This is a genomic window from Curtobacterium sp. ME26, assembly GCF_903970945.1.
Lineage (GTDB): Bacteria > Actinomycetota > Actinomycetes > Actinomycetales > Microbacteriaceae > Curtobacterium > Curtobacterium citri.
The window spans coordinates 13,080-36,131 of record NZ_CAJCKG010000007.1 but is presented as its reverse complement, the minus strand read 5'-3'; the positions used below and the strand labels follow the sequence as shown (position 1 = coordinate 36,131).

Annotated in this window: 27 protein-coding genes; 7 read left to right on the top strand and 20 right to left on the bottom strand. The window is 72.8% G+C overall.

Features of this window, described 5'->3' with window-relative positions; genetic code table 11:
* Positions 1–39 precede the first annotated feature (39 nt).
* A complete protein-coding gene (locus tag H7A69_RS04405) occupies positions 40–1,299 on the top strand; it encodes an isochorismate synthase MenF (RefSeq protein WP_182045965.1) in 1,260 nt (419 codons plus the stop codon).
* A 65-nt stretch (positions 1,300–1,364) separates the two neighbouring features.
* Here H7A69_RS04405 and menD read toward each other — a convergent pair whose 3' ends face one another.
* Together menD and H7A69_RS04395 are read right to left on the bottom strand one after the other, a co-directional pair.
* Entirely contained in the window at positions 1,365–3,104 is a 1,740-nt protein-coding gene (menD, locus tag H7A69_RS04400; RefSeq protein ID WP_182046025.1) for a 2-succinyl-5-enolpyruvyl-6-hydroxy-3-cyclohexene-1-carboxylic-acid synthase, read from the bottom strand.
* Complete coding sequence (locus H7A69_RS04395; RefSeq protein ID WP_182045964.1) at positions 3,097–3,462, bottom strand: PLD nuclease N-terminal domain-containing protein; 366 nt, start codon at positions 3,460–3,462, stop codon at positions 3,097–3,099. The genes menD and H7A69_RS04395 overlap by 8 nt, the downstream gene beginning before the upstream one ends.
* A 79-nt stretch (positions 3,463–3,541) precedes the next feature.
* Between H7A69_RS04395 and H7A69_RS04390 the strand changes: the two genes are divergently transcribed.
* A complete protein-coding gene (locus H7A69_RS04390) occupies positions 3,542–3,895 on the top strand; it encodes a DUF4229 domain-containing protein (protein ID WP_182045963.1) in 354 nt (117 codons plus the stop codon).
* Between the two features lie 28 nt (positions 3,896–3,923).
* Here H7A69_RS04390 and H7A69_RS04385 read toward each other — a convergent pair whose 3' ends face one another.
* The 4 genes from H7A69_RS04385 to H7A69_RS04370 are packed head-to-tail and all read right to left on the bottom strand — an operon-like array spanning position 3,924 to position 7,424.
* Positions 3,924–4,919 carry a 1,4-dihydroxy-2-naphthoate polyprenyltransferase gene (locus H7A69_RS04385; RefSeq protein WP_259346078.1) on the bottom strand — a complete coding sequence of 332 codons (996 nt, stop codon included), beginning with the start codon at positions 4,917–4,919 and terminating at the stop codon, positions 3,924–3,926.
* Positions 4,920–4,943: 24 nt separating this feature from the next.
* On the bottom strand, positions 4,944–6,095 hold the full coding sequence (locus tag H7A69_RS04380) for an AMP-binding protein (RefSeq protein ID WP_182045962.1): 1,152 nt from the start codon (positions 6,093–6,095) through the stop codon (positions 4,944–4,946).
* A 16-nt stretch (positions 6,096–6,111) separates the two neighbouring features.
* The gene (locus H7A69_RS04375; protein ID WP_182045961.1) at positions 6,112–7,041 is read right to left on the bottom strand and encodes a 1,4-dihydroxy-2-naphthoyl-CoA synthase; all 930 of its coding nucleotides are present in this window, start codon (positions 7,039–7,041) and stop codon (positions 6,112–6,114) included.
* A gap of 56 nt (positions 7,042–7,097) precedes the next feature.
* A complete protein-coding gene (locus H7A69_RS04370) occupies positions 7,098–7,424 on the bottom strand; it encodes a hypothetical protein (RefSeq protein ID WP_182045960.1) in 327 nt (108 codons plus the stop codon).
* Between the two features lie 485 nt (positions 7,425–7,909).
* Here H7A69_RS04370 and H7A69_RS04365 point away from each other — a divergent pair, with 485 nt between their 5' ends.
* A complete protein-coding gene (locus tag H7A69_RS04365) occupies positions 7,910–8,890 on the top strand; it encodes an o-succinylbenzoate synthase (RefSeq protein WP_182045959.1) in 981 nt (326 codons plus the stop codon).
* Between the two features lie 66 nt (positions 8,891–8,956).
* Here H7A69_RS04365 and ccsB read toward each other — a convergent pair whose 3' ends face one another.
* From ccsB to H7A69_RS04335, 6 genes are all read right to left on the bottom strand, one after another.
* Entirely contained in the window at positions 8,957–9,934 is a 978-nt protein-coding gene (gene ccsB, locus H7A69_RS04360; RefSeq protein WP_182046023.1) for a c-type cytochrome biogenesis protein CcsB, read from the bottom strand.
* Positions 9,935–9,939: 5 nt separating this feature from the next.
* Positions 9,940–11,613 (bottom strand): cytochrome c biogenesis protein ResB, encoded by a 1,674-nt coding sequence (locus tag H7A69_RS04355; protein WP_182046022.1) that lies wholly within the window; start codon positions 11,611–11,613, stop codon positions 9,940–9,942.
* 73 nt (positions 11,614–11,686) lie between these two features.
* A complete protein-coding gene (locus H7A69_RS04350; RefSeq protein ID WP_182046021.1) occupies positions 11,687–12,385 on the bottom strand; it encodes a cytochrome c biogenesis CcdA family protein in 699 nt (232 codons plus the stop codon).
* Positions 12,386–12,430: 45 nt separating this feature from the next.
* Positions 12,431–13,042, bottom strand: coding sequence for a TlpA family protein disulfide reductase (locus tag H7A69_RS04345; RefSeq protein WP_182045958.1), 612 nt, complete (start codon positions 13,040–13,042; stop codon positions 12,431–12,433).
* Complete coding sequence (locus H7A69_RS04340) at positions 13,042–13,698, bottom strand: histidine phosphatase family protein (protein WP_182045957.1); 657 nt, start codon at positions 13,696–13,698, stop codon at positions 13,042–13,044. The genes H7A69_RS04345 and H7A69_RS04340 overlap by 1 nt, the downstream gene beginning before the upstream one ends.
* 80 nt (positions 13,699–13,778) lie before the next feature.
* On the bottom strand, positions 13,779–15,269 hold the full coding sequence (locus tag H7A69_RS04335; RefSeq protein WP_182045956.1) for a SulP family inorganic anion transporter: 1,491 nt from the start codon (positions 15,267–15,269) through the stop codon (positions 13,779–13,781).
* Positions 15,270–15,346: 77 nt separating this feature from the next.
* Here H7A69_RS04335 and H7A69_RS04330 point away from each other — a divergent pair, with 77 nt between their 5' ends.
* Entirely contained in the window at positions 15,347–15,775 is a 429-nt protein-coding gene (locus tag H7A69_RS04330; RefSeq protein ID WP_182045955.1) for a MerR family transcriptional regulator, read from the top strand.
* Here H7A69_RS04330 and H7A69_RS04325 read toward each other — a convergent pair.
* Both H7A69_RS04325 and H7A69_RS04320 read right to left on the bottom strand, forming a co-directional pair.
* Complete coding sequence (locus H7A69_RS04325) at positions 15,772–15,990, bottom strand: hypothetical protein (RefSeq protein ID WP_182045954.1); 219 nt, start codon at positions 15,988–15,990, stop codon at positions 15,772–15,774. The two genes, H7A69_RS04330 and H7A69_RS04325, sit on opposite strands and share 4 nt — an antisense overlap.
* Positions 15,980–16,267 carry a hypothetical protein gene (locus tag H7A69_RS04320; RefSeq protein ID WP_182045953.1) on the bottom strand — a complete coding sequence of 96 codons (288 nt, stop codon included), beginning with the start codon at positions 16,265–16,267 and terminating at the stop codon, positions 15,980–15,982. Before H7A69_RS04320 ends, H7A69_RS04325 begins: the two co-directional genes overlap by 11 nt.
* 463 nt (positions 16,268–16,730) lie before the next feature.
* Here H7A69_RS04320 and aspS point away from each other — a divergent pair, with 463 nt between their 5' ends.
* Entirely contained in the window at positions 16,731–18,071 is a 1,341-nt protein-coding gene (gene aspS, locus H7A69_RS04315; RefSeq protein WP_182045952.1) for an aspartate--tRNA(Asn) ligase, read from the top strand.
* Between the two features lie 156 nt (positions 18,072–18,227).
* Here the strand turns inward: aspS and H7A69_RS04310 are convergent, their stop codons facing one another.
* From H7A69_RS04310 to H7A69_RS04290, 5 genes are all read right to left on the bottom strand, one after another.
* Complete coding sequence (locus H7A69_RS04310) at positions 18,228–18,521, bottom strand: Dabb family protein (protein ID WP_182045951.1); 294 nt, start codon at positions 18,519–18,521, stop codon at positions 18,228–18,230.
* On the bottom strand, positions 18,518–18,772 hold the full coding sequence (locus H7A69_RS04305) for a glutaredoxin family protein (protein ID WP_069712111.1): 255 nt from the start codon (positions 18,770–18,772) through the stop codon (positions 18,518–18,520). Before H7A69_RS04305 ends, H7A69_RS04310 begins: the two co-directional genes overlap by 4 nt.
* Positions 18,773–18,850: 78 nt before the next feature.
* Positions 18,851–18,949, bottom strand: coding sequence for a 30S ribosomal protein bS22 (locus H7A69_RS04300; protein WP_003792170.1), 99 nt, complete (start codon positions 18,947–18,949; stop codon positions 18,851–18,853).
* Positions 18,950–19,061: 112 nt separating this feature from the next.
* A complete protein-coding gene (locus H7A69_RS04295; protein WP_058729786.1) occupies positions 19,062–19,256 on the bottom strand; it encodes a helix-turn-helix domain-containing protein in 195 nt (64 codons plus the stop codon).
* 134 nt (positions 19,257–19,390) lie between these two features.
* The gene (locus H7A69_RS04290) at positions 19,391–19,906 is read right to left on the bottom strand and encodes an ArsR/SmtB family transcription factor (protein WP_069712110.1); all 516 of its coding nucleotides are present in this window, start codon (positions 19,904–19,906) and stop codon (positions 19,391–19,393) included.
* 73 nt (positions 19,907–19,979) lie between these two features.
* On the opposite strand from H7A69_RS04290, the gene H7A69_RS04285 reads away from it, so the two are divergent.
* Together H7A69_RS04285 and H7A69_RS04280 are read left to right on the top strand one after the other, a co-directional pair.
* Positions 19,980–21,413, top strand: a complete 1,434-nt coding sequence (locus H7A69_RS04285) for a TrkH family potassium uptake protein (RefSeq protein WP_182045950.1) — start codon at positions 19,980–19,982, stop codon at positions 21,411–21,413.
* A 40-nt stretch (positions 21,414–21,453) separates the two neighbouring features.
* Positions 21,454–22,110 (top strand): potassium channel family protein, encoded by a 657-nt coding sequence (locus tag H7A69_RS04280; RefSeq protein WP_141718877.1) that lies wholly within the window; start codon positions 21,454–21,456, stop codon positions 22,108–22,110.
* Positions 22,111–22,192: 82 nt separating this feature from the next.
* Here H7A69_RS04280 and proC read toward each other — a convergent pair whose 3' ends face one another.
* Positions 22,193–23,023 (bottom strand): pyrroline-5-carboxylate reductase, encoded by an 831-nt coding sequence (gene proC / locus H7A69_RS04275; RefSeq protein ID WP_182045949.1) that lies wholly within the window; start codon positions 23,021–23,023, stop codon positions 22,193–22,195.
* Between the last annotated feature and the right edge of the window lie 29 nt (positions 23,024–23,052).

Here is a 23,052-nt window from a genome sequence, read left to right as displayed (position 1 = left end):
CCGGGGTCCGGCCACCGGCCGCGCGCGTACGATCGGTCCGTGACCCGAACCACCACGGCGGCCCCCTCGCTCACGGTCTCGACCCGGATCCTCGACGACCCGGGTGACGTCCTCCGCCACACCCTGCGGGACACCCCGTTGGCGTTCGTCCGGGGCGGCGACGGCATCGTCGGGATCGGCGAGGCACTCCGCTTCACGTTCTCGGGTCCGGACCGCATGCGCCGGGCGTCCGCCGTCTGGCGCGACCTCGTCGGCAGCGCGCGGGTGGACGACCCGGTGCAGCTGCGCGGGACCGGTCTCGTCGCGTTCGGGTCGTTCACGTTCGCCGACGACTCCGCCGAGGAGAGCGTGCTCGTCGTCCCGCGGGTCGTCATCGGCAAGCGGCGCGGGAAGGCGTGGCTCACCGCGGTCGACACGACCCCGGCCCCCGAGCCCCTGGCGTTCTCCCGCACCTCGGCCCCGGTGCCGAGCGTCGGCGGCCACGTGTCGGTCGCCCTCCGACCGGGCAGCATCGACGAGGACGCCTACGCCGCCGCGGTCGCCGACGCCGTCCGCCGGATCGCCGCCGGCGAGGCCGACAAGGTCGTCCTCGCCCGCGACCTCGTGGGCACGCTGCCGCCCGGTGCCGACCGGCGCGCGGTCCTGCTGGACCTGGCGGCGGCGTACCCGCAGTGCGTGACGTTCGCCGTCGACGGACTGGTGGGGGCGACGCCGGAGACCCTGGCGCGCACCGACGGCACCGAGCTGTCCGCACGGGTGCTCGCCGGGAGCGCGGCCCGCGGGACCGACCCGGCGTCGGACCGTGCGGCCGCCGAGGCGCTGGCGTCGAGCGCGAAGGACGTCGAGGAGCACGGCTTCGCGATCGCGAGCCTGCTGCAGGCGCTCCGGCCGATCGCGACCGACCTCCGCGCCGACCCGGAGCCCTTCCGCCTGCAGCTGCCGAACCTCTGGCACCTCGCCACCGACGTGCGCGCGACCCTGCCGGTCGGGACCACGTCACTCGACGTCGCGGACGCGCTCCACCCGACGGCAGCCGTGGCGGGCACCCCGACCGACGTCGCGGTGCGGCTCGTCGCGGAGCTCGAGGGCGTCGACCGCGGCCGCTACGCGGGACCGGTCGGGTGGCTCGGGGCGAACGGCGACGGCGAGTGGATGCTCGCGCTCCGCAGCGCCCGGATCGACGCCGACGGGACGGTCCGGGCATGGGCCGGTGCGGGGATCGTCGCCGGGTCGGACCCGGCGCGCGAGGTCGCCGAGACCGCCCTCAAGTTCCGTCCGGTGCGCGACGCCCTGGCCTGACGCGACGCGACGCGACGCACCGCACCGCACCGGCCTGACCCGACGCAGCCGGCGCCGGCCGCCCGTCAGTCGGTCAGCGGCACCTCGACCACGAGCCGCTGCGCCGGGTCGGTGAGCACGGCCTCCAGGTCGCCCCACGTGGCCGCGCGCCGGTACTCCCAGCCGAGCCCGGTGACGACCCGCTCGACGTCGACGTGCTGCGGCGTGGTCATCATCCGGCGCATGTCCTCGTCCGGCGTGGTGCGTGCGACCTCGAGCCCGTGGAAGATCGCGCCGCCCGAGTCGTTGCCGACGACGACCTGCACGCGGTGCGTCCGCTCCTCGGTCCCGGTGACGAACGCACCGAGGTCGTGCAGGAACGTCAGGTCCCCGACGAGCACCCGCGTGGTGCCGACCGAGTCCGCCGTCCGCTTCAGGGCCGCGGCGATGCCGAGCGCCGTCGACACCGTGCCGTCGATCCCCGCGAGGCCGCGGTTGGCGTGCACGCGGAGCTTCTTGCCCGCGACGTGCGCGTCCGCGACGCGGATGAGCTGCGACGCCCCGAGCACGAGCCGGTCGTGCGGCCACGTCACCCCCCACACGGCCTCGACCAGCATCGTGCGGTCGACGGACCGGCGACGCAGTGCGACCTCGTCGCGCAGGAAGCGGTTCCGCTCCGCGCGGTCGCCCGATCGCTTCGCGTCGAGGTCGGGGCCGGCGTCGCCGTCGCCGAGCACCGCCCGGCTCGTCGTCACCCACCGGCCGACCCACGCGCGGTGTGCCGGGGTGGTCCGGCCGGTCACGCGGACGTCGGAGACGAACGTGGTCGTCGCGTCCGGACGGGAGGCGCGTGCCGGGTCGTACGGGTCGGCTCCCGCCCCGCGGACCACGATCGTCTCGACGTCGGGTCGCTGCAGGAGCGCGGGGACCTCCCGGCTGAGCGTGGGGTGGCCGAGCACGACGGCGCGGCGGACCGCACCGCCGAGCTCCGCGTCGCGGAGCAGGTCGCGGTAGGCAACGACCAGGTTCCGGCCGAAGCGCGCACCGCTCGAGACCTCCGCCAGCAGCGGCGCACCGAGCTCCCACGCGATGCGCTCGGCGTCCGGCCCGGCGTCGTGCCCCGCGATCACGACGGTCGCGGGCTCGTCGTCCGGCGTCAGCTCGACGACCGGGAGTCCGGCGTGCACCCGGCGCTGCGCGTGCTCGAGGTCGACCTCGTCGTCCGGCACGCCGGTGACGTCCTCGGCGCGGAGGCCGGCGGAGAGCGGTTCACGGAAGGCGACGTCGAGCTGCACGGGCCCGGGCTGGCCGGTGTGCCCCGCGGCGACCGCGACCGCCTCGCGCGCCAGCGAGCGCACCGCGTCGACGTCGACGCTGCCGGCCGTGGGCGCCTGGACGTCGCGCACGAAGGAGACGGCCGGTCCGAAGAGTCCGGGCTGCACGGTCGTCTGGTTGCTGCCGATGCCCCGGAGCTCGGTCGGCCGGTCGGCGCTCAGCACGATCATCGGCACGCCGGAGTGGTGCGCCTCGAGCACGGCCGGGTGCAGGTTCGCCACCGCGGTGCCGGAGGTGGTGACGACGGCGGCGGGCCGACCGGACTCGACGGCGAGCCCGAGCGCGAAGAACCCCGCGGTCCGTTCGTCGAGCCGGACGTGCACGGTCACGCCGCCCGCGCGCTCGAGCGCGACCGCGGCCAGGGCGAGCGCCTGCGAGCGGGAGCCCGGACTGACCACGACGTCGGTGACGCCCGCGCGCGCGAGCTCCTGCAGCAGCGCCAGGGCGAAGTCGGTCGCCGGGCTGCCCGATCCGGCGGACCCGTCAGCGATCGGCGGTGCTGCCGTCGTCGCGTTCGTCCCGCTCGCGGAGTCGGTCTTCGAGGTCTCGGAGGGTTGCGTCGTCCTGGTCCGTTCCGGTGCGGGGTGACCCGGGGGCACGGGGGCCACCGAGGAAGTCGGGGTCGTCTTCGGGACCACGGTACCGGGGCGTCGGTCCGGGCGTCGCCGGGGCACGGCCGAGCACGAACCAGAGCAGTCCGCCGAGGACCGGCAGGACGATCACGAGCAGGATCCACCAGCCGCGACGCAGTGATCGGATGCGTTCGCGGGGCATGGTCGCGCAGTCGATGGCCGCGTACACCGTGAACGCCACGGCGGCGACGGCGAGGACCAACCAGAGACGGACCATCCCAGGAGCCTACGGACCGCGCCTGGGACGTACCTGCCGGTCAGCCGTTCCCCCACCGCGGGTTCCGTAGACTCGTCGGGTGAAAGCGTGGCTCGTCTACACCCTTGCCCGACTCGGCATCTTCGCCGCGGCGCTGGCCGTACTGCTCGTCATCGGCCTGCGGTGGTACTGGGCGGCGATCGGTGCGGCCCTGATCGGTCTGCTCGTGTCCTACATCGCCCTGCCGGGGCTGCGCGGCCGGGTGACGTCGAGCATCGCGTCGCGTCGCGCCCGACCGGAGCACGACGCGGACTCCGACTTCGAGGACGACTTCGTCGACGCAGCGGACTCCGAGGCCGCCGACACCGCCGACGCCGGCACCGCCGCGCCGGCCACGCGTCCGGTCTCCGACGCGGAGCGCCACCGCGTCCGTCCCGAGCGCGACGAGGACTGACCCGGCCCGCGTCGGCAGGACCGAGCGGCTACGGCAGGAGCACGAGCGTCAGTCCGAGCACGACACCGAACGCCAGCGACGCGAACGACGACAGCTGCAGCGCGGTGACGAGCTCGCGGGGCTTCCGCGTGGAGGCGCCGATGACGAGCGCCGGCAACGCCAGCAGCAGTGAGAAGTAGGCGAACCCGGTGCGGAAGTAGAGCAGGACGAACCAGAGCAGCACGACGTACGGCAGCATGAGGAACAGGCCGTACAGCACCCGGGCGACCGGACGTCCGACCACGACGGCGAGCGTCCGCTTGCCGGCCAGTCGGTCCTCGTCGATGTCGCGGATGTTGTTCACCATGAGCACGGCGCAGGCGAAGAAGCCGGCCGCGACCGCCGCTGCCCAGCCGCTCGTGGTGACCTCGCGGATCTGCACGTACTGCGTCCCGAGCACCGCGACCAGGCCGAAGAAGACGAAGACGAAGACCTCGCCGAGCGCGTTGTACCCGTACGGCTTCTTCCCGCCGGTGTAGAACCACGCGGCGACGATCGCGGCCGCACCGACGACCAGCAGCCACCAGAGGCCGGTGAGCGCGACGATGAGCAGGCCGGCGACCGCCGCGAGCCCGAAGAACGTCAGCGCGACGGTGAGCACCGTGCGGGGCTTCGCGAGCCCGGCGCCGGTCAGACGCGCCGGTCCGACGCGGAACTCGTCGGTCCCCCGGACACCGTCGGAGTAGTCGTTGCTGTAGTTCACACCGATCTGCAGGAAGAGTGCGACACCGAGGGCGAGGAGCGCGACCGCCAGGCGGTGGTCGTGCCCGAGGTAGGACCCGAAGTCGCCCGGCTCGCCGGAGTCGACGAACGCGACACCGGTGCCGAGCACGACCGGGACGACACCGAGCGTCAGCGTGCGGAGCCGGGCACCGCCGATCCAGTCACGGGCGGTCGCCCGCTGCTTGCCGCGCTGCGGTCGGGCGGCCTTCGCGGGGTTGCCGCTGCGGCCCTTGGTCCGGTTCGTGTTCTTCGTACGTGCCACGGCCGACCATCGTATCCGCGCTCGCTACGCCGGCGGTGCACCGTCGGGGTCGGCGAGCACGCGGACGGCCCGTCGGTCGGGCTTCCCCGTGCCGAGCATCGGCACCGCGTCGACGACGAGGACGTCCGCCGGTCGGGCAGCCCGCCCGAGGAGGTCCCCGACGTGCGCGCGGACGGTGTCGAGGTCGAGCGGCTGCTCCGTGACGACGACCGGCACCTCGCCCCACTCCCCCGACGTCCGACGCGTCACGACCGCGGCGTCCTGCCCGGGGAGCTCGCGGACCCGCCGTTCGACCGCGCCGAGCGGCACCTTCTCGCCGCCCGACACGATGACGTCGTCGAGTCGGCCGAGCACCCGGAGCCGGCCGTCGTCGTCGAGCGCCGCGGCGTCGCCGGTGCGGTACCAGCGGAGCCCGTCCCGCTCGGTGAAGGTGCGCGCGGTGCGGTCCGGGTCGTCGAGGTACCCCTCGGCGAGCATCGGGCCGGCGAGCTCGAGCGCCCCGTCGACGAGTCCGACGCGGACGGTGCCGAAGGGGGTGCCGTCGTAGACGCAGCCGCCGCTCGTCTCGCTCGCCCCGTAGGTGGTGACCACCCGGACGCCCGCCTCGAGCGCGCGCCGGCGGAGCGGTGCCGGGGTCGCCTGACCGCCCACGAGGACGGCGTCGAAGCGGGTCGCCGCGGCCCGGGCCCGTGGGTCGTCGAGCACGCGGGCGAGCTGCACCGGGACGAGCGAGGTGTAGCGCCGCGGGGCGTCCGGCCCGACGTCGAGCCGGTCGACCGCGTCGGCGAACGCGGCGGCCTCGAAGTGACCGGGTGGCACCACGACGGGCGAGGTGCCCGAGGCGATCGACCGCGTCAGGACGTTGAGGCCCGCGATGTAGTGCGTCGGCAGCGCGAGCACCCAGCGCCCCGGGCCGCCGAGTGCGGCGTCGGCCGAGGCGGCTCCGGCGAGGAGCGCATCGGCGGACAGCGCCACACGCTTGCCGGTGCCGGTCGACCCGCTCGTCTCGACGACCAGGGCGACCCGCTGCGCGACGTGGGACGGTGGCGGCGTCGGCAGCGCCGGCGTGTCCACCGCGACCGGCAGGAGTGCGGGGCCGCCGGCGAGGGCGGCCTCCAGTCCGCGCAGCACGGCCGTCGGGTCCGACGCGCCCAGCGCGACCAGCGGACGGGTCACCGCAGGTCCCCGGCCCTCAGTAGTGCCACGGGAAGGCGGTCCAGTCGGGCTCGCGCTTCTGGAGGAAGGAGTCGCGCCCCTCGACCGCCTCGTCCGTGCCGTAGGCGAGCCGCGTCGCCTCGCCCGCGAAGACCTGCTGACCGACCATGCCGTCGTCGACCGCGTTGAAGGCGTACTTCAGCATCCGGATCGCCGTCGGCGACTTGCCGAGGATCGTCTCGCCCCAGCGGAGCGCCTCGCGCTCGAGGTCGGCGTGCGGCACGACCTTGTTCACCGCACCCATCTCGTACGCCCGATGCGCGGAGTACTCCTCCGCCAGGAAGAAGACCTCGCGCGCGAGCTTCTGCCCGATCTGCCGGGCGTAGTACGCGCTGCCGTAGCCGCCGTCGAAGGACCCGACGTCGGCGTCGGTCTGCTTGAAGCGCCCGTGCTCGGCGCTCGCGATGGTCAGGTCGCAGATCGCGTGCAGGGAGTGCCCGCCGCCGGCGGCCCAGCCGGGCACGACCGCGACGACGACCTTCGGCATCATCCGGATGAGGCGCTGGACCTCGAGGATGTGCAGGCGGCCCATCGAGGCCTGCGCGGCGGCCGGGTCGACCCCCTCGGGCGGAGCGCCCTCGTCGCCGACGTACTGGTAGCCGCTCCGGCCGCGGATGCGCTGGTCGCCGCCGGAGCAGAACGCCCAGCCGCCGTCCTTCGGGCTCGGACCGTTGCCGGTGAGCAGGACGACGCCGACGCGCGGGTCCTGCCGGGCGTCGTCGAGGGCGCGGTACAGCTCGTCGACCGTGCGGGGACGGAAGGCGTTGCGAACCTCCGGGCGGTCGAACGCGACCCGGACGATGCCCTGCGAGACGTGCTTGTGGTACGTGATGTCGGTGAACTGCGCCGCGACCGGGGCCTCGGTCCAGACGTCGGGGTCGAAGAGGTCGGAGACGGGAGCAGCCATGCCTCCACCGTACCGCCGGCGGATCACGTGCCACCGGTGCCACCGGCGCCACCGGGCTACATGCCGGTGAGAGCCTCCGGCGCGACGACGACGAGCAGCACGATGAGGATCACCGGGTTCGCGAAGAACGCCAGCACCACCCCGACCGCGCCGTACCACCGGCCGAAGGAGCCGACCGCGGCGATGAACCCGAGCACCGCGGCGATGAGCGTGAGGAACACGACCACGAAGCAGATGCCGAACGCGAAGGTGGTGTCGCCGCCCATGAACACCGCGAAGGCGCTGGCGTCGACCGCGGCGGACACCACCGCGAGACCGAGCGCGATCTTGCCGATGACCGGGTTGCGGCGCCGACGGCTCTGCGCGAGGGTCCGGGTGTCCACCGAGCCCCGCTGCAGCATCCGCTCGAAGTCGCCGTTCGCAGCGGTCGTGCCCGAGGTTCCTCGTCCGCGGGGCGACGCCGCAACCCCCTCGGCCCGCTGCGGGGTGCGTTGGGCCGGACCACGCGGAGCGGCGGCACGCTGCGGCGCTGCTGCTCGCTGGGTCGCGGTGCGCTGCGCGGCGGCACGCTGTGCTGCGGCGCGCTGGGCGGCTGCTCGCTGGGCAGCCGCTCGCTGCTGGGCTGTCGCGGGATCGTCCGACGTCGGGCGGCCGGTTCGCTGGCCACGCTGCTGCGGATCCGACGCCACCGGCCCTCCCTCTCCTCGGTCGCCACACGCCCGTGCCGCGAGCTCCCGCGGCACCGCCGACGCTGGGCCGACCGGTGCATGCTAGTGCCCGGCCCTGGCGGTCGGCTCCGAGGTGTCGGCGCGAGCGCTGGGTGCCGTCGCGGTGGCACCGACCCCGACCGCGCGGGTGATGATGGGGTGTGCTCCCCGACCTCGACGACCTGACCGCCGACGCCCACGTCGTGGCGCTGCCGATGCGCGTGCGGTTCCGTGGCATCACCGTCCGCGAGGCCCTCGTCCTCCGCGGTCCCGCCGGCTGGACGGAGTTCTCGCCGTTCGTCGAGTACGACGACGCCGAGGCCGCCGCATGGCTCCGCGCCACGGTCGACTTCGGGTGGACCGACCACGAGCCGGCCGCGGACTCGGTGCCCGTCAACGCCACCGTGCCCGCGGTCGCCCCCGACGAGGTCGCCGGGCTCCTCGCCCGCTACCCCGGCTGCACGACCGCGAAGGTCAAGGTCGCCGAACCCGGCACGACCGTCGACGACGACGTCGCCCGGGTGGCGGAGGTCCGCCGGGTGATGGGTGTCGACGCGGACGTCCGGGTGGACGCGAACGGACTCTGGAGCGTCGACGAGGCCACCCGGGCCCTCGAGCGACTCGCGCCCTACGGCCTGCAGTACGCCGAGCAGCCCTGTCGGACCGTGCCGGAGCTCGCGGCCCTGCGCTCGCGCACCGCCGGGCTCGGCGTGCCGATCGCCGCGGACGAGAGCGTGCGGAAGGCCGCCGACCCCCTCGCCGTCGCGCGCGCGGGAGCCGCCGACGTGCTCGTCGTGAAGGCGCAGCCGCTCGGTGGCGTGACCGCGGCGCAGGCCGTGGTCGCGGACGCGGGCCTGCCGTGCGTGGTGTCCAGCGCGCTGGACACGTCGGTCGGACTCGGCATCGGGGCGTTCCTCGCGGCGGCCGCGATGACCCCCGGCTACGCGGCCGGGCTCGGGACGGCGGCGATGTTCGCGTCCGACGTGACCGCGTCACCGCTGCTGCCCGTCGCCGGGCGGGTGCCGGTCCGGCGCGTCGAGGTCTCGCGGGACCTGCTGGAGCGGAACGCGGCGTCGCCGGAGCGGACGGCGTGGTGGCTGGCGCGGCTCGCGCGCGTGCACGCGCTGCTCGCCGCGGCCTGACGACGGACGGGAGGCGCGGTGCCAGCCGGCACCGCGCCTCCCGTCCGTTGTGTCGTGTTCAGCGACTCACAGGCCCGAGTAGCTGTGCAGGCCCTTGAAGAAGACGTTGACGACGGAGAAGTTGAACATCACCGCGGCGAAGCCGATGAGCGCCAGCCACGACGAGCGGGCGCCGCGCCAGCCGCGCGTCGCGCGAGCGTGGATGTACCCGGCGTAGACGACCCAGATGATGAAGGTCCAGACCTCCTTCGTGTCCCAGCCCCAGTAGCGGCCCCACGCACGCTCGGCCCAGACGGCGCCGGCGATGAGCGTGAAGGTCCACAGCACGAAGCCGACCAGGACGACGCGGTAGGTCAGGACCTCGAGCCGGTCGGCGTCCGGCAGCGTCTCCATGAAGCGGAGCTGCTTCGACACCGGGCGGCCCTGCCGGTAGGTCTGCACGAGCTGTGCCACCGCGAGCCCGGCGCCGAGCGCGAAGAACCCGGTACCGGCGATCGCCACGAAGACGTGGATGACGAGCCAGTAGGACTGGAGCGCGGGCTGCAGCGGGACGACCGGGACCCAGTAGTTCACGGTCGCGATGCCGAGCAGGATGATCGTCAGGCCCGTGATGAAGACGCCGAGGAACTTCAGGTTCTGCCAGAGCTGCACCAGCAGGAAGATCAGCGTGATGAGCGCCGTGCCGGTCAGCGAGAACTCGAACATGTTGCCCCACGGCACACGGTCGGCGGCGATGCCCCGCAGCACGGTGGCCGCGACGTGCAGCACCAGCGCGAGGATCGTCATCGCCATGCCGACCCGCTCGAACTTCGTGCCGCCGCCCGACCGACCGGAGGTGGTGCCGACCTTCTCGAGCACGACGGTCCCGCCCTGCACGGTCGCGACGGTCCGTTCCTCGGGCGCTGCGGCACCGGCACCGGTAGCCGCCGTCACCTGACCCGCACGCTTGGCCATGTCGAGCGCGAACGAGATGAACGCGATGACGTAGACCGCCATGGCCGAGTACGTCAGCACGACCGAGTAGGTCGCCAGGTTCGTCGTCATGTCGTTCACGCAGGAATCCTAACTCCGAGGTCCGACAGGTGCCGGCGGGCGATGTCGTCGACGGCGCGCTCGAGGTTGGGGTCCTCGCCTCGCGCCAGGCCGGCGTACTCCAGGTCGTACTCGCCGTGCTCCGCGCCGCGGCGCGGGACGGCCTTCACCCACACGCGGCGGCGCGGGACGAACAGCGACACGAGCAGGCCGAGGGTGGAGAGCAGCGCGAATCCCGCGACGTACGCCTGCGACGGGTCGTGGTGCACGTCGAGCGAGACGTAGCGCTTCACGCCGTCGAACGTGATCGAGCCGGTGCCGTCGGGCAGGGTCTTCGTCTGTCCGGGCTTGAGCTCGATGCTCGCCGTCGACGACTGCCGTCCGGCGATCTGCTCGAGGCCGCTGGTGTCGAGCGAGTACACGCTCTGCGGGACCCCGCTGTCGAGCCCGAGGTCGCCGCGGTAGACCTGCAGCGTCAGGAGCGGGTTCTGCGCGTCCGGGTAGGCGCTCGCGAACGCCCCGGTCGAGAGCTTCGACGCCGTCGGGTAGAAGAAGCCGACCATGCCGAGCTGCGACGGCTTCGCGTCGGGCACCTTGAGCACACCCGTCGACGTGTAGTTCGCATCCTCCGGCAGGAAGGGCACGACGTCCTGGAACGCGACGTTCCCCTGCCCGTCGCGGACGGTGACCTGCATGGCGTAGCCGTTGCCGAGCAGGTAGACGTTCGTGCCGCCCACGGCGAGCGGGTCGTTCACCCCGATGCGGCTGGTCTTCGCAGCTTGCCCCTTCTCCTGGCTCGTGACGGTCGCCGAGTAGTCGAGCGCCTGCCCGAGGGCGTCGAGGTTCTTCTCCTCGTACGTGGTCGTGAACTTGTCGAGCGTCAGGTTGTAGCCCTTGAGGTCCGTCTGCCGGAACCACCGACCCGGGTTGAACGAGTCGTACGATCCGAGGACGTTCGAGAACGTCTGCCCCTCGACGAGCAGTCGCTGCCCGGTGTAGCTGAAGCCACCGCCGAGACCCACCGCGACGAGCACGCCGACCAGCGCCGCGTGGAAGACGAGGTTGCCGGTCTCGCGCAGGTAGCCGCGCTCCGCGCTCACCGAGTCGCCGAACCGCTCGACGCGGTAGCCGGAGCGCTTCAGGAGCGCCATGGCACGCGTCACGGCGTGGTCGACGGACGGGAGGCTCGTGGCCGCGTCCGTCGCACCGCTCGCGCGGGTGGCGGGTGCGGTCAGGGCGTCGGCGTCCACCGGCACGGACCGGTAGCCCGCCAGGCGGCCGAGTCGCACCGGGGTCCGCGGCGGGCGCGTCCGGAGCGCCTGCCAGTGGTGCTTCGTCCGCGGGACGATGCATCCGATGAGCGAGACGAAGAGCAGCAGGTAGATCGCCGAGAACCACACCGAGGTGTAGGTGTCGAAGACCTGGAGCGCGTCGAGCACCGGGAAGAGCTGCGGGTGGTCCGACTTGTACTGGACCACTCCGTTCGGGTCTGCCGTGCGCTGCGGGACGAGCGAGCCCGGGATCGCCGCGAGAGCGAGCAGCATGAGCAGGAACAGCGCCGTGCGCATGCTCGTCAGCTGCCGCCATGCGAAGCGCAGCGACCCGACGAAGCCGAGCTTCGGCTGGGTCACGCCCCCGTCGTCGCCGGAGGCCGCCGGGGCTGCGCTGTCGACGTGGTCGGACGGACGCATCGGGTCGCCGCCGGAGGTCGTGTCGTCGACGGGCGCCGGACCGGAGTCCGTGCCGGCGGGCGTGGTGTCGTGCTCAGACCGCGGGGACAAAGCTCTGGATCACCGCCCCGACGCTCGACATGACGGCCGACCAGATGCCGGTGACCATGAGCAGACCGATGACGATCAGGATCGCTCCTCCGATGATGTTGACGGTGCGCATGTGGCGCTTCACGGCGCGGATCGCACCGGTCGCCCAGCCCGCACCGAGGGCGACGAGGACGAACGGGATCCCGAGGCCGAGGCAGTACGCGACGCCGAGCCACATGCCCTGCCACGCGCTGCCCGACTGGACGCTGAGCAGGTTGATCGCGGCGAGGGTCGGGCCGAGGCACGGGGTCCAGCCGAGCCCGAACACGATGCCGAGCAGCGGGGCACCGACGAGCCCGGTCGCGGGCGTCCACGACGGCTTGATCGTGCGCTGCAGGAACGTGAACCGACCGACGAACACGAGGCCCATCGCGATCACGACGACGCCGAGCACCTGCGTGATGAGGTCACGCCAGCGGACCAGCCAGAACCCGAGCGCGCCGAACACCGTGGTGTACGCCACGAACACGGCGGTGAAGCCGAGCACGAACAGGAGCACCCCGAGCACGACCCGGCCGCGACGCTGCCCGCCCTCGGCGATGCCGCCGACGTACCCGAGGTAGCCGGGAACCAGGGGCAGCACGCACGGGGACAGGAACGAGACGAGCCCGGCGAGTGCGGCGACGGGGAGCGCCACCAGCATCTGGCCGCTCAGGATCGCGTCGGCGAAGGGATTGCCGGGCACGGGTCAGGACGCCTTGCCGGAGAGCTCGTCGCTGACCAGGGTGTCGAGGATGCTCTTCCCGTCGATCGCGCCGAGGACGCGTGCGGCGACCCGGCCCTGCTTGTCGAGGACGATCGTCGCCGGCACCGCGTTCGGGGCGATCTGGCCGGACAGCGCCAGCTGCACCGTGCCGTCACGGGCGTCGAGCACGGTCGGGTAGTCGACGCCGAAGGTGCGCTCGAACGCCGCCGCCGTCCCTTCCTCGTCACGGACGTTGACGCCGACGAAGGCCACGTCGTCGTCCGCGTGCTCGTCGTGCACCTGGTTGAGGTACTTCGCCTCGGCACGGCACGGCGGGCAGCCGGCGTACCAGAAGTTGAGGACGACGACCTTGCCGCGCAGGGCCTTCGCCGAGACGGTGTCGCCGTCGGTGTCCTTCGTCGTGAAGTCCACCGGGTCCGCCCGCTTGTCCACCGCGACCTCCGTCACCGCGCCGGTGCCGGAGATGTAGTTCTGGGTCGTCCCGCTGCCGTACTGCTCGGACAGCTTGTCGTTCGACGACGAGCACCCGGCGAGCGCCAGGGCTGCGATCACCGCCGTCGCCGCGAGGGTGGCGAACCGGGTCCGGGTGGGCATCAGACTGCTCCTTCGTCGACGGCGGACACGCGCAGGGACTGCGCCGGGTCCGCGTACCCGACCTCGGTGAAGCGACCGGACGAGGTGGCGGGCACACGCTCGAGGGTCGTGATGCTGGAGAGGTCGCACCGTCGCTTGCGCGGGTCGTGCCAGAGCGGCTCCCCCGCGAGCTTGCGGTGCACGGTCCAGATGGGCAGCTGGTGGCTGACGAGGACGACGTCGCCGCCGTCCGTGCTCTCCCACGCCGACGTGACCGCGGCGAGCATCCGGGACGCGATGGACTCGTACGCCTCGCCCCAGCTCGGGCGGAACGGGTTCGCGATCCACGGCCACTCGGTCGGGCGGCCCACCGAGCGCTTGGTGAAGCCGGGCCGCTGCCCCTCGTAGCGGTTGGTCGGCTCGATGAGTCGTTCGTCGAGCGTGACGTCGAGCCCGTACGCGGCAGCCCACGGTGCGGCGGACTCCTGCGTGCGCTGGAGCGGCGAGGCGACGATCCGGCGGACGTCGACCCCGGCGTCGTGCCACGCGGTCGCCGAGGCGGCGGCCATCCGGGTGCCGAGCTCGCTCAGGCCGAAGCCGGGCAGTCGGCCGTAGAGCACTCGCCCCGGGTTGTGGACCTCGCCGTGCCGGACGAGGTGGATCCGTGTCGCGGGCATGGGTTCCAGTGTAGGTCGCTCCACCGACCTCACCCGCCCCACAGCGGATCCACGGCATGTGCGACCGTTCAGCCCCGCCGTCAGTCGAGACGACCGGTCAGCCTGCCGTGCAGGGCGACGGAGCCGGTGTTCAGGTTCACCACCTCGACGGTCGAGCCGTGCCGCGCGTACCGCTGCTCGACGCCATCGAGCGCCGCGACCGTGCTCGCGTCGAAGACGTGGGCGTCGGACATGTCGACGACGACGTGCTGCGGGTCCTCGGCGTAGGAGAAGCGGGTGACGAGGTCGTTGGACGAGGCGAAGAACAGCGCACCGCGGACCCGGTAGCGCACCGTGTGCTCGTCGACCGGCTCGCGCACGACCGAGACGACGTGGGCTGCCCGCCGGGCGAAGACGAGCGCGGCCACCACGACGCCCACGATCACCCCGGTGGCGAGGTTGTCGGTCGCGACGACGACCACGACGGTGATCACCATGACCGCGGTCTCGCCGAGCGGCATCCGGCCGAGGGTGCGCGGTCGGACGCTGTGCCAGTCGAAGGTCGCGACGCACACCATCAGCATGACGGCGGTCAGGGCGGCCATCGGGATCTGGGCGACCAGGTCGTGGAGCACGATCGTCAGCACCAGCACCGAGGCACCCGCCGCGAAGGTCGACACCCGTGTCCGCGCCCCCGCGGTCTTCACGTTGATGACGGTCTGCCCGATCATCGCGCACCCGCCGGTCCCCCCGAAGAAGGCCGAGGCGACGTTCGCGATCCCCTGGCCCCACGACTCGCGCCACGCGCTCGACCGGGTCTCGGTGAGCGAGTCCACGAGCTGCGCGGTGAGGAGCGTCTCGATGAGCCCGACGATTGCGACGCCGAACGCGTACGGTGCGACGATCTGCAGGGTCTCGAGGGACAGGGGCACGGTGATGCCGCCGAAGCCGGGCAGCGCGGTGGGCAGGGACCCCTCGTCGCCGACGGTCGGGACCGCGACCCCGAAGACGATCGTGATCGTGGTGACCACGACGACCGCGATCAGCGGCGCGGGGACGGCCCTGGTCAGGAACGGGAAGCCGATGATGATGCCCACGCCGAGCGCGGTGAGCGGCCACACCACGAACGGGACGTCGGGTCCGAGCAGGTTCGGCAGCTGCGCGGTGAAGATGAGGATGGCCAGGGCGTTGACGAAGGCGACGTTGACGCTGCGCGGGATGAACCGCATGAGCCGGGCCACGCCGAGGAACCCGAGCACGACCTGGAACACGCCGCCGAGCACCACGGCGGGGACGAGGTAGGCGACGCCGTGGTCGCGGACGAGCGGTGCGATGACGAGTGCGACGGAGCCCGCCGCCGCGGAGATCATCGCCGGGCGGCCGCCCACGATCGAGATCACGACCGCGATCACCACGCTCGAGAACAGCCCGACGGCCGGATCGACGCCGGCCACGACCGAGAACGAGATCGCTTCGGGGATGAGGGCGAGCGCGGTGACGACACCGGCGAGGACCTCGCGCGTGAGCAGGCGGGGTGACCGGAGTGCACTGAGGACGCTGGGTGCCGCGGGGGCGTGGGGTGCGATGGACATCGTCCGTAACCCTACCCTGACGTGAGGGTAGGGTTGCCGCAGGGACCCGGGGACAGCCCGGAGGAAGGTCTGCGAGCATGACGTCCGTGAGCACCATCGAGCCAGGCGACGCGACCGAGAGCGCCGACACCATGCACATCGGCGAGCTCGCCGAGCGCGCCGGCATGTCCCTCCGCACCATCCGTCACTACGACGAGGTCGGCCTGCTCGTGCCCAGTGGACGGACCACCGGCGGGTTCCGCGTCTACACGGTCGGGGACCTCGAACGACTGCTCGTGATCCGACGCATGAAGCCACTCGGCTTCACGCTCGACGAGATGGCGGAACTCCTGCGCGTGGTCGACGCGCTCGCCACGGCCGACCCGGAGGGCCGCCCGGCCCTCGCCGCCCGTCTCGACGGGTACCTCGACGACGCCCGCGCCCGGCATGCGAAGCTCGTGGAACGCGCGGGCATGGCCGAGGAGTTCATCGGCACACTCGGCACCCTGCGCGCCTCGCTCCCCTAGCGGCGTCGACCGACCTGGAGCTCGCCGTTCCGGACCAACCTCGCGCGCTCCTGCCGCGCCACCCGCCACTCCTCCTGACGACGCAGCAGTTCGTCGTGCTCCCAGATGAGCCGCCGGGCCTTCCACGGGCGGAACCGGTAGCGCCGGCGGACGCGTTGCCGCCACTCTTCCTGCCGTCGCTCGATCAGGGCCAGTACCGGGTCGTCAGCCGTCATCGTCATCCCTTCCCGTGATGAGTCCCAGCACCAGCGTGCCGAACACCGAGTCGTCACCGCGAAGACTCTGCATGTCGTACATCGCGTTGGGACCGACACTGCCGACCTCGGCGCGGCCGACATCGCCGTCGCAGACCTGGTCGACCGTCCACACGAACCGCGCCCAGGCCCGGTCGCGTTCCTCCCGCGCCACGTCCCGCCGCCACCGCAGCACGGCCCACAGCCCGCCGACCAGTCCGCCGACCAGCGTCAGCGCCGACCCGACCGCCGCGGCCACCACCGCCGCCACCGCGGCGGGTGGCCAGGCCGCGAGTCCCACTCCCGTCGCCGTCATCCCGGGCCCCCCCCCGGCCCGCGGCCCCACCACCCCGACCGCCGGCCGGAGCCGCCCCACCCCCCGCCCACGAGCCCCCGACCCGCCCCCTCCCCGCACCCCGGCCCGCCCCCCCCCCGCCCCCGCCCCGCGCCCCCGCCAGCCGGCCCCACCACCCGCCGCCCACCCCCCCGACCCGCGCCGGCGCCGCCCCGCCCGCCGCGGCCCCCACCGCCGCCACCGCGGCGGGTGGCCAGGCCGCGAGTCCCACTCCCGTCGCCGTCATCCGGGACCCCCTCTCGACTCGCGACCCGACCACGCAGACGACGGTACGGATCCGCCGAACCCGACCCGGGCCTCCCGGCCGTGTCTGTGGAGACGACCCACGAAAGCGGCCCCTGTGGAGGAGGCCGTAGACTCGACGACCGTGATCGAACGCACCCGCATCGCCGACCTCGCCGCCCTCCCCGACGGCCCCGTTGCCGTCGCCGGCTGGGTGGAGACCGTCCGCGACCAGAAGAAGGTCCAGTTCGTCGTGCTCCGCGACGAGACCGGCGCCGCCCAGCTCGTCAACCCGGCGACGCGCGAGGCCGAGGACGGTGACGACGACGCCCAGGCACGGCTCACCATCACGAACGACATCTCCGGGCTCGCCCACGGCACCTTCGTGCACGTCCGCGGGACGCTGAAGCACGACGAGCGCGTGAAGCTCGGCGGGCTCGAGGTGAAGGTCGGCTCGCTCGAGGTCGTCAGCGCCGCGAAGCCGGAGACGCCCATCGCGGACGACTCGTCGCTCGACAAGCGCCTCGACTGGCGCTTCCTCGACCTGCGCAACCGCAAGCAGAACCTGATCTTCCGCATCCAGACCACGATGGAGCACGCGTTCCGCACCTACTGGGTCGAGCGCGACTACATCGAGATCCACACCCCGAAGCTCATGGCGTCGGCGTCCGAGTCGCGCGCCGAGCTCTTCCAGCTCGAGTACTTCGAGACGACCGCCTACCTGGCGCAGTCGCCGCAGAACTTCAAGCAGATGGCGCAGCCCGCCGGCTTCGGCGCGGTGTTCGAGATCGCGGACGCCTTCCGCGCGGACCCGTCGTTCACCAGCCGCCACGCCACCGAGTTCACGAGCGTCGACGCCGAGATCTCGTGGGTCGAGTCGCACCACGACGTGATGGCGATGCACGAGGAGCTCCTCGTCGCGGGCTTCACCGCCGTCAAGGAGAAGTACGGCGAGGAGATCGAGGAGGTCTTCGGCTTCGAGTTCGTCGTGCCGACCGCCCCGTTCCCCCGCGTGACGCTCGCCGAGGCCCGGAAGATCGTCGCCGACAGCGGACACGACGTCGTGCGGGCGGACGGCGACCTCGACCCCGAGGGCGAGCGCCGCGTGAGCGCGTGGGCGAAGGAGACGCACGGCTCCGAGTTCGTGTTCGTGACCGACTACGACGCCACGATCCGGCCGTACTACCACATGCGGCACGCCGACGACCCGACGCTGACGAACAGCTACGACCTGCTGTTCAACGGCGCGGAGATCTCGACGGGCGCCCAGCGCGAGCACCGTGTGGAGACCCTCGAGGCGCAGGCCGTCGAGAAGGGTCTCGACCCGGAGGAGCTCGGCTGGTACCTCGACTTCTTCCGGTACGGCGTCCCGCCGCACGGCGGGTTCGGCATGGGCCTGGCGCGCGTGCTCATGCTCGCGCTGCACGAGCCGTCGATCCGCGAGGTCACGTACCTGTTCCGCGGCCCGACGCGCCTGACCCCGTAGACAGCGGGCGCGGCGCGACCTGCCGTCGCACAACAGGAAGCGGCTCGAACCGGGGAATCCCGTGGTTCGAGCCGCTTTCCGTTGTGCGGAGCGCGCAGCGGCGCAGCGGCGCAGCGCGGCCGTCGCAGCCCGAGGCCGCCGGCCGGGAGGCGCGCCTCACCCCTCCCAGTCGATGGCGGCCCGCCCCGTGACGAGTTCGCGGATCTGCGCGGCCGCAGCCTGGTGCTCCGGGTGGAACTGGTACTCGTCGAGCCCGGCGAGGTCGTCGAACGTCGCGACCACCGCGACGTCCTGGTTCTTCCCCGGGAAGGCGACGTTCTCGACCACCTCGAGCGAGCGGATCGACCCGATCGTGCCGACGAGGCCGGTCAGCAGCTCGCGGATGCGCGTGGTGACCTCCACGCGGTCGAGGTCCTCGCGGACGGTCCAGGAGACGACGTGGTGGATCATGCGCGGGCCTCCGCCTGCTCGAGGGCACGACGGAGCCGGTCGGCGTCGACGTGCCAGTTGCTGTGGACCCGGCCGTCGACGAGCACGACCGGGATGTCCTCGGCGTACTCCTCGCGCAGCGCGTCGTCGTCGAGGATCGACCGCTCCTCGAGGGTCGCGCCGGGGTGCGCCGCCACGACCTGCTCGACGACCGGTCGGGCGTCGTCGCAGAGGTGGCAGCCGGGCTTCGTCAGGAACGTCACGGCGGGCATGGCTCCATTATGACCACTCCGGGGAACACGAAAGCCCCGGCGGACCGGGGCTTCGGGTGCAAGTACTGGACTTGGCGCTTACTTCTTGTTGCGACGCTGGTGACGCGTCTTGCGAAGGAGCTTGCGGTGCTTCTTCTTCGCCATGCGCTTGCGACGCTTCTTGATGACAGAACCCATAGTGGACCTCGCTCGGAACGATGCTGATGTGTGGACACCGGGCCCGAAGAGACCGCGGAAAATCAACCCGGCCGAGTCTAGCGGAGCGCAGCGGTCCTGTCGAACGAGCCGCTCAGCCGACGTCGGCAATGCCGCCGCGCAGGAGCTCGGCGACCGCCGACTCGGGCACGCGGAACGAGCGGCCGAACCGGATCGCGGGGAGCTCGCCGGCGTGGACCATGCGGTAGACCGTCATCTTCGAGACGCGCATCATCTCGGCGACCTCAGCGACGGTGAGGAAGCGCACGTCGTCGAAACTGCCGGTCATGGTCCGCCTTCGGGTGGCCGTGCGCGCACGGGGTGGGCGCACGGATCGGTGTGACCTGTGTGGTCAGGGGTAACTGTAGGGGCGCGTGGGACCGCGTGTCCAGGAGACTCCGAGCGGACGCACGACCGGGTGCGTCAGTCGTCCTCGCCCTTGCGCGTGAAGCGCTTGCGGCTCCGGTCGACGACACGCTCCCAGCCCTGCTGCGCGCCCGTGAACGCCGCGGTCGCGCGGTGCGACGCCTCGGCCATCACCCGTCCGAGCTCGGTCCCGACCTCGACCCCGGACCGGCTCGGCGTGCCCGTCCGGCGGAACGACACCGGCTGGCCGTCGAGCGTCCAGGACGTCGTCGCCGGGGTGCCGTCGGCGTCGACGGCGCCGGTGAACGGCACGACCCACTCCTCGAGCCGCACGAGCGGTTCCGGGTCGAGGCGGTAGAAGCGGTGCTGCCCCTCCTCGCGACTCGACACCAACCCGTGGTCGCGCAGGACCCGGAGGTGCTTGGACACGGTCGGCTGGCTGACGCCGATCTTCGCCACGAGCTGGCCGACGCTGAGCTCCCCGCCCGTCGCGTCCGACCCGTACGCCGTGAGCAGGGCGCCGAGCAGCTCCCGCCGGGTCGGGTCCGCCACGACGGTGAAGATGTCGGCCATGCGGCAAGGCTAGCCGCGCCGTCACGGATGTACCATGACCGCTGTCCGACGCCCATGTCCCCGGAGGCATACGATGCTCGACCGCACCGAGGCGCTCCCGCCGCAGGTGAGCGACTCCCGGCGGCAGGCAGGCCGGATCGCCGCCGTCCTCCGGTCGTCGCCGTCGCGGCTCGCGATCCTGGTCTTCGTCGCGCTGATCCTCGTCTTCACCGTGCTGTTCATGACCCCGCTGGCCTCGGCGGACGGCACCACGACGCACTTCGCGGACGCCCTCTTCACCGCGGCGTCGGTCGTGTGCGTCACCGGACTCGCGACGGTCGACATGGCCACGCACTGGTCCGTGTTCGGCAAGGTCCTCATCGTGGTCGGGACGCAGATCGGCGCGGTCGGCGTGCTGACCTTCGCGTCCATCCTCGGGCTCGTCGTCACGCGGCGGCTCGGCCTGCGCGCGAAGCTCATCGCCGCGGGCGACTCGAACCCGCTCCGCACGCACAGCGGCGCGGTGCCCGAGGGACAGGCCGTCCGCCTCGGCGAGGTCGGCACCCTGCTCCTGACCGTCGCCGTGAGCACCCTGACCATCGAGGCCGCCGTCGGCCTGCTCCTCCTGCCGTCGGTGCTCGTCGCGGGCTACCCATTCTGGACGGCGGTCGGCGACTCCTTCTACTACGCCGCGATGGCGTTCACGAACACGGGCTTCTCGCCGAACGCCGAGGGGCTGGCCCCGTTCGCGAACGACTACTGGTTCCTCACCCTGCTCATGGTGGCGGTCTTCGCCGGGTCCATCGGGTTCCCGGTGATCCGGGCGCTGACCAAGCAGTTCCGCACCCCGCGACGCTGGCCCATCCACGTCAAGCTGACGCTCACCACGAGCGCCGTGCTGCTCGCCCTCGGCGCCGTGGTCTACACCGCGCTCGAGGCGTCGAACCCCCGGACCCTCGGCGACGCGGGAGCGGGGCACACGGCGTTCCAGGCGCTCTTCTTCTCGATGATGACCCGGTCGGGCGGCTTCGCGACGATCGACGTCGAGCAGATGCACGGCGCGAGCCTGCTCGTGACCGACATGCTCATGTTCATCGGCGGCGGATCGGCGTCGACGGCGGGCGGCATCAAGGTGACGACCCTCGCCGTGCTGTTCCTCGCCGCCGTCGCCGAGGCCCGCGGACGCCGGAGCATGGAGGCGTTCGGGCGCCGGATCCCGAGCGACGTGCTCCGCGTGGCCGTGGCCGTCGTGCTCTGGGGCGCGACCATCGTCGCCGTCATGACGATCGTGCTGCTGCAGATCACGGGCGACTCGCTCGACCAGGTGCTCTTCGAGGTCATCTCGGCCTTCGCCACCTGCGGACTGAGCTCCGGCATCTCCGCCGAGCTGCCGGAGGCCGGCAAGTACGTGCTCGCGGCCACGATGTTCCTGGGCCGGGTCGGTACAGTGACGATCGCCGCCGCGCTCGCCGCCAGTCAGAGCCGGCAGTTGTTCCGTCGTCCCGAGGAGAGGCCGATCGTTGGCTGACCGCCGTCCCCGCAGTGCACCCCACCCCGCCACCGGAGCCGTGAGCCACGACGCGCCCGTGCTCGTCCTCGGCCTCGGCCGGTTCGGCGCCGCGACCGCCGGGCAGCTCGAGCGCCAGCACCGCGAGGTGCTCGTCGTCGACACCGACGCGGGGCTCGTGCAGAAGTGGTCGGACCGGGTCACCCACGCGGTGCAGGCGGACGCGACCGACATCGACGCCCTCCGGCAGATCGGCGCGCAGGACTTCGCCATCGCCGTCGTCGCGGTCGGCTCGCACCTCGAGTCGAGCGTTCTCATCACGTCGAACCTCGTCGACCTCGGCATCCCGCAGATCTGGGCGAAGGCCGTCAGCCGCTCGCACGGCACGATCCTGTCGCGGATCGGGGCGAACCACGTCGTCTACCCCGAGCGCGAGGCCGGCGAGCGGACCGCGCACCTCGTGTCCGGTCGGATGCTCGACTTCATCGAGTTCGACGACGACTTCGCCGTGGTGAAGATGTTCCCGCCGCGCGCCGTGCGCGGGAAGGACCTCGCCACGACCGTCATCCGCACGCGGCACGGGCTCACCGTGCTCGGCATCAAGTCACCGGGTCGCGCCTTCGTGCCGGCGACGCCGGAGAGCGTCATCGGCGAGGACGACGTCATCATCGTCTCGGGGACCGAGACGGACCTCGAGCGGTTCGCGGCGCTCGAGTAGCGACCGCGAACGCACGGGCGGACGGACGGGAGGCGCGGTGCGGGCCCGCACCGCGCCTCCCGTCGGTCGGTCACCGCGGCCGTCAGGACGCGGCGATCTCCTCGGCACGCGCGATCGCCGCGTGCGACGCGCGCGTGAAGGTGCCGGCCAGGTCGGCGTCCTGCAGGACGGCGATCGCCCGCTCGGTGGTGCCCTTCGGGCTGGTCACCGCGCGTCGGAGGTCGGCGGGCTCGCGTCCCGACGCGGCGAGGAGCTCGACCGCGCCCCGCAGCGTGCCCTGGACCATGACCGCCGCCTGCTCCGGCGTGAAGCCGAGGCCCTCGGCGGCCTGCTGCCACTGCTCGACGAGCAGGAAGACGTAGGCCGGGCCGGAACCCGACACGGCGGAGAGGGCGTCCAGTCGCGCCTCGGGCACCTCGATGACCCGTCCTGAGGCGGTGAAGACGGACGAGGCGAGGGCGACCGCTCCGGCGTCGGCGGTCGAGCCCGCGCTGATGCCGGTGACGCCGTGCCCGACGCCGATCGGGGTGTTCGGCAGGGCCCGGACCACGCGCACGCCGGCGGGCAGGCGGGCCTCCATCGACGCGGTGGTGGTGCCGACCGCGACGCTGACCACCACGGCGCCCGGGTGCAGGGACGCGGCGACCTCGTCGAGGACCTCGCCGACCAGGTACGGCTTGACGCCGAGCACGACGAGTCCGGCGTCGCGGACCGCCGCCCGGTTCGCATCGGGGTCGGTCTCCGTGGCCGCGGCGTCCAGCCCACGACCGCGCCAGGCCGCCGCGGAGCCCTCGGACCGGGTGGTGAGCGTCACGGTCGCGGGGTCGAGGCCGGCCGCGAGGAGACCGTCGAGGACACTGCCGGACATCGACCCGACGCCGAGCATGGCGGTGCGGGGCAGTTCGATCGTCATGCTCCCGACCCTATCCACCGCCCGCGCCT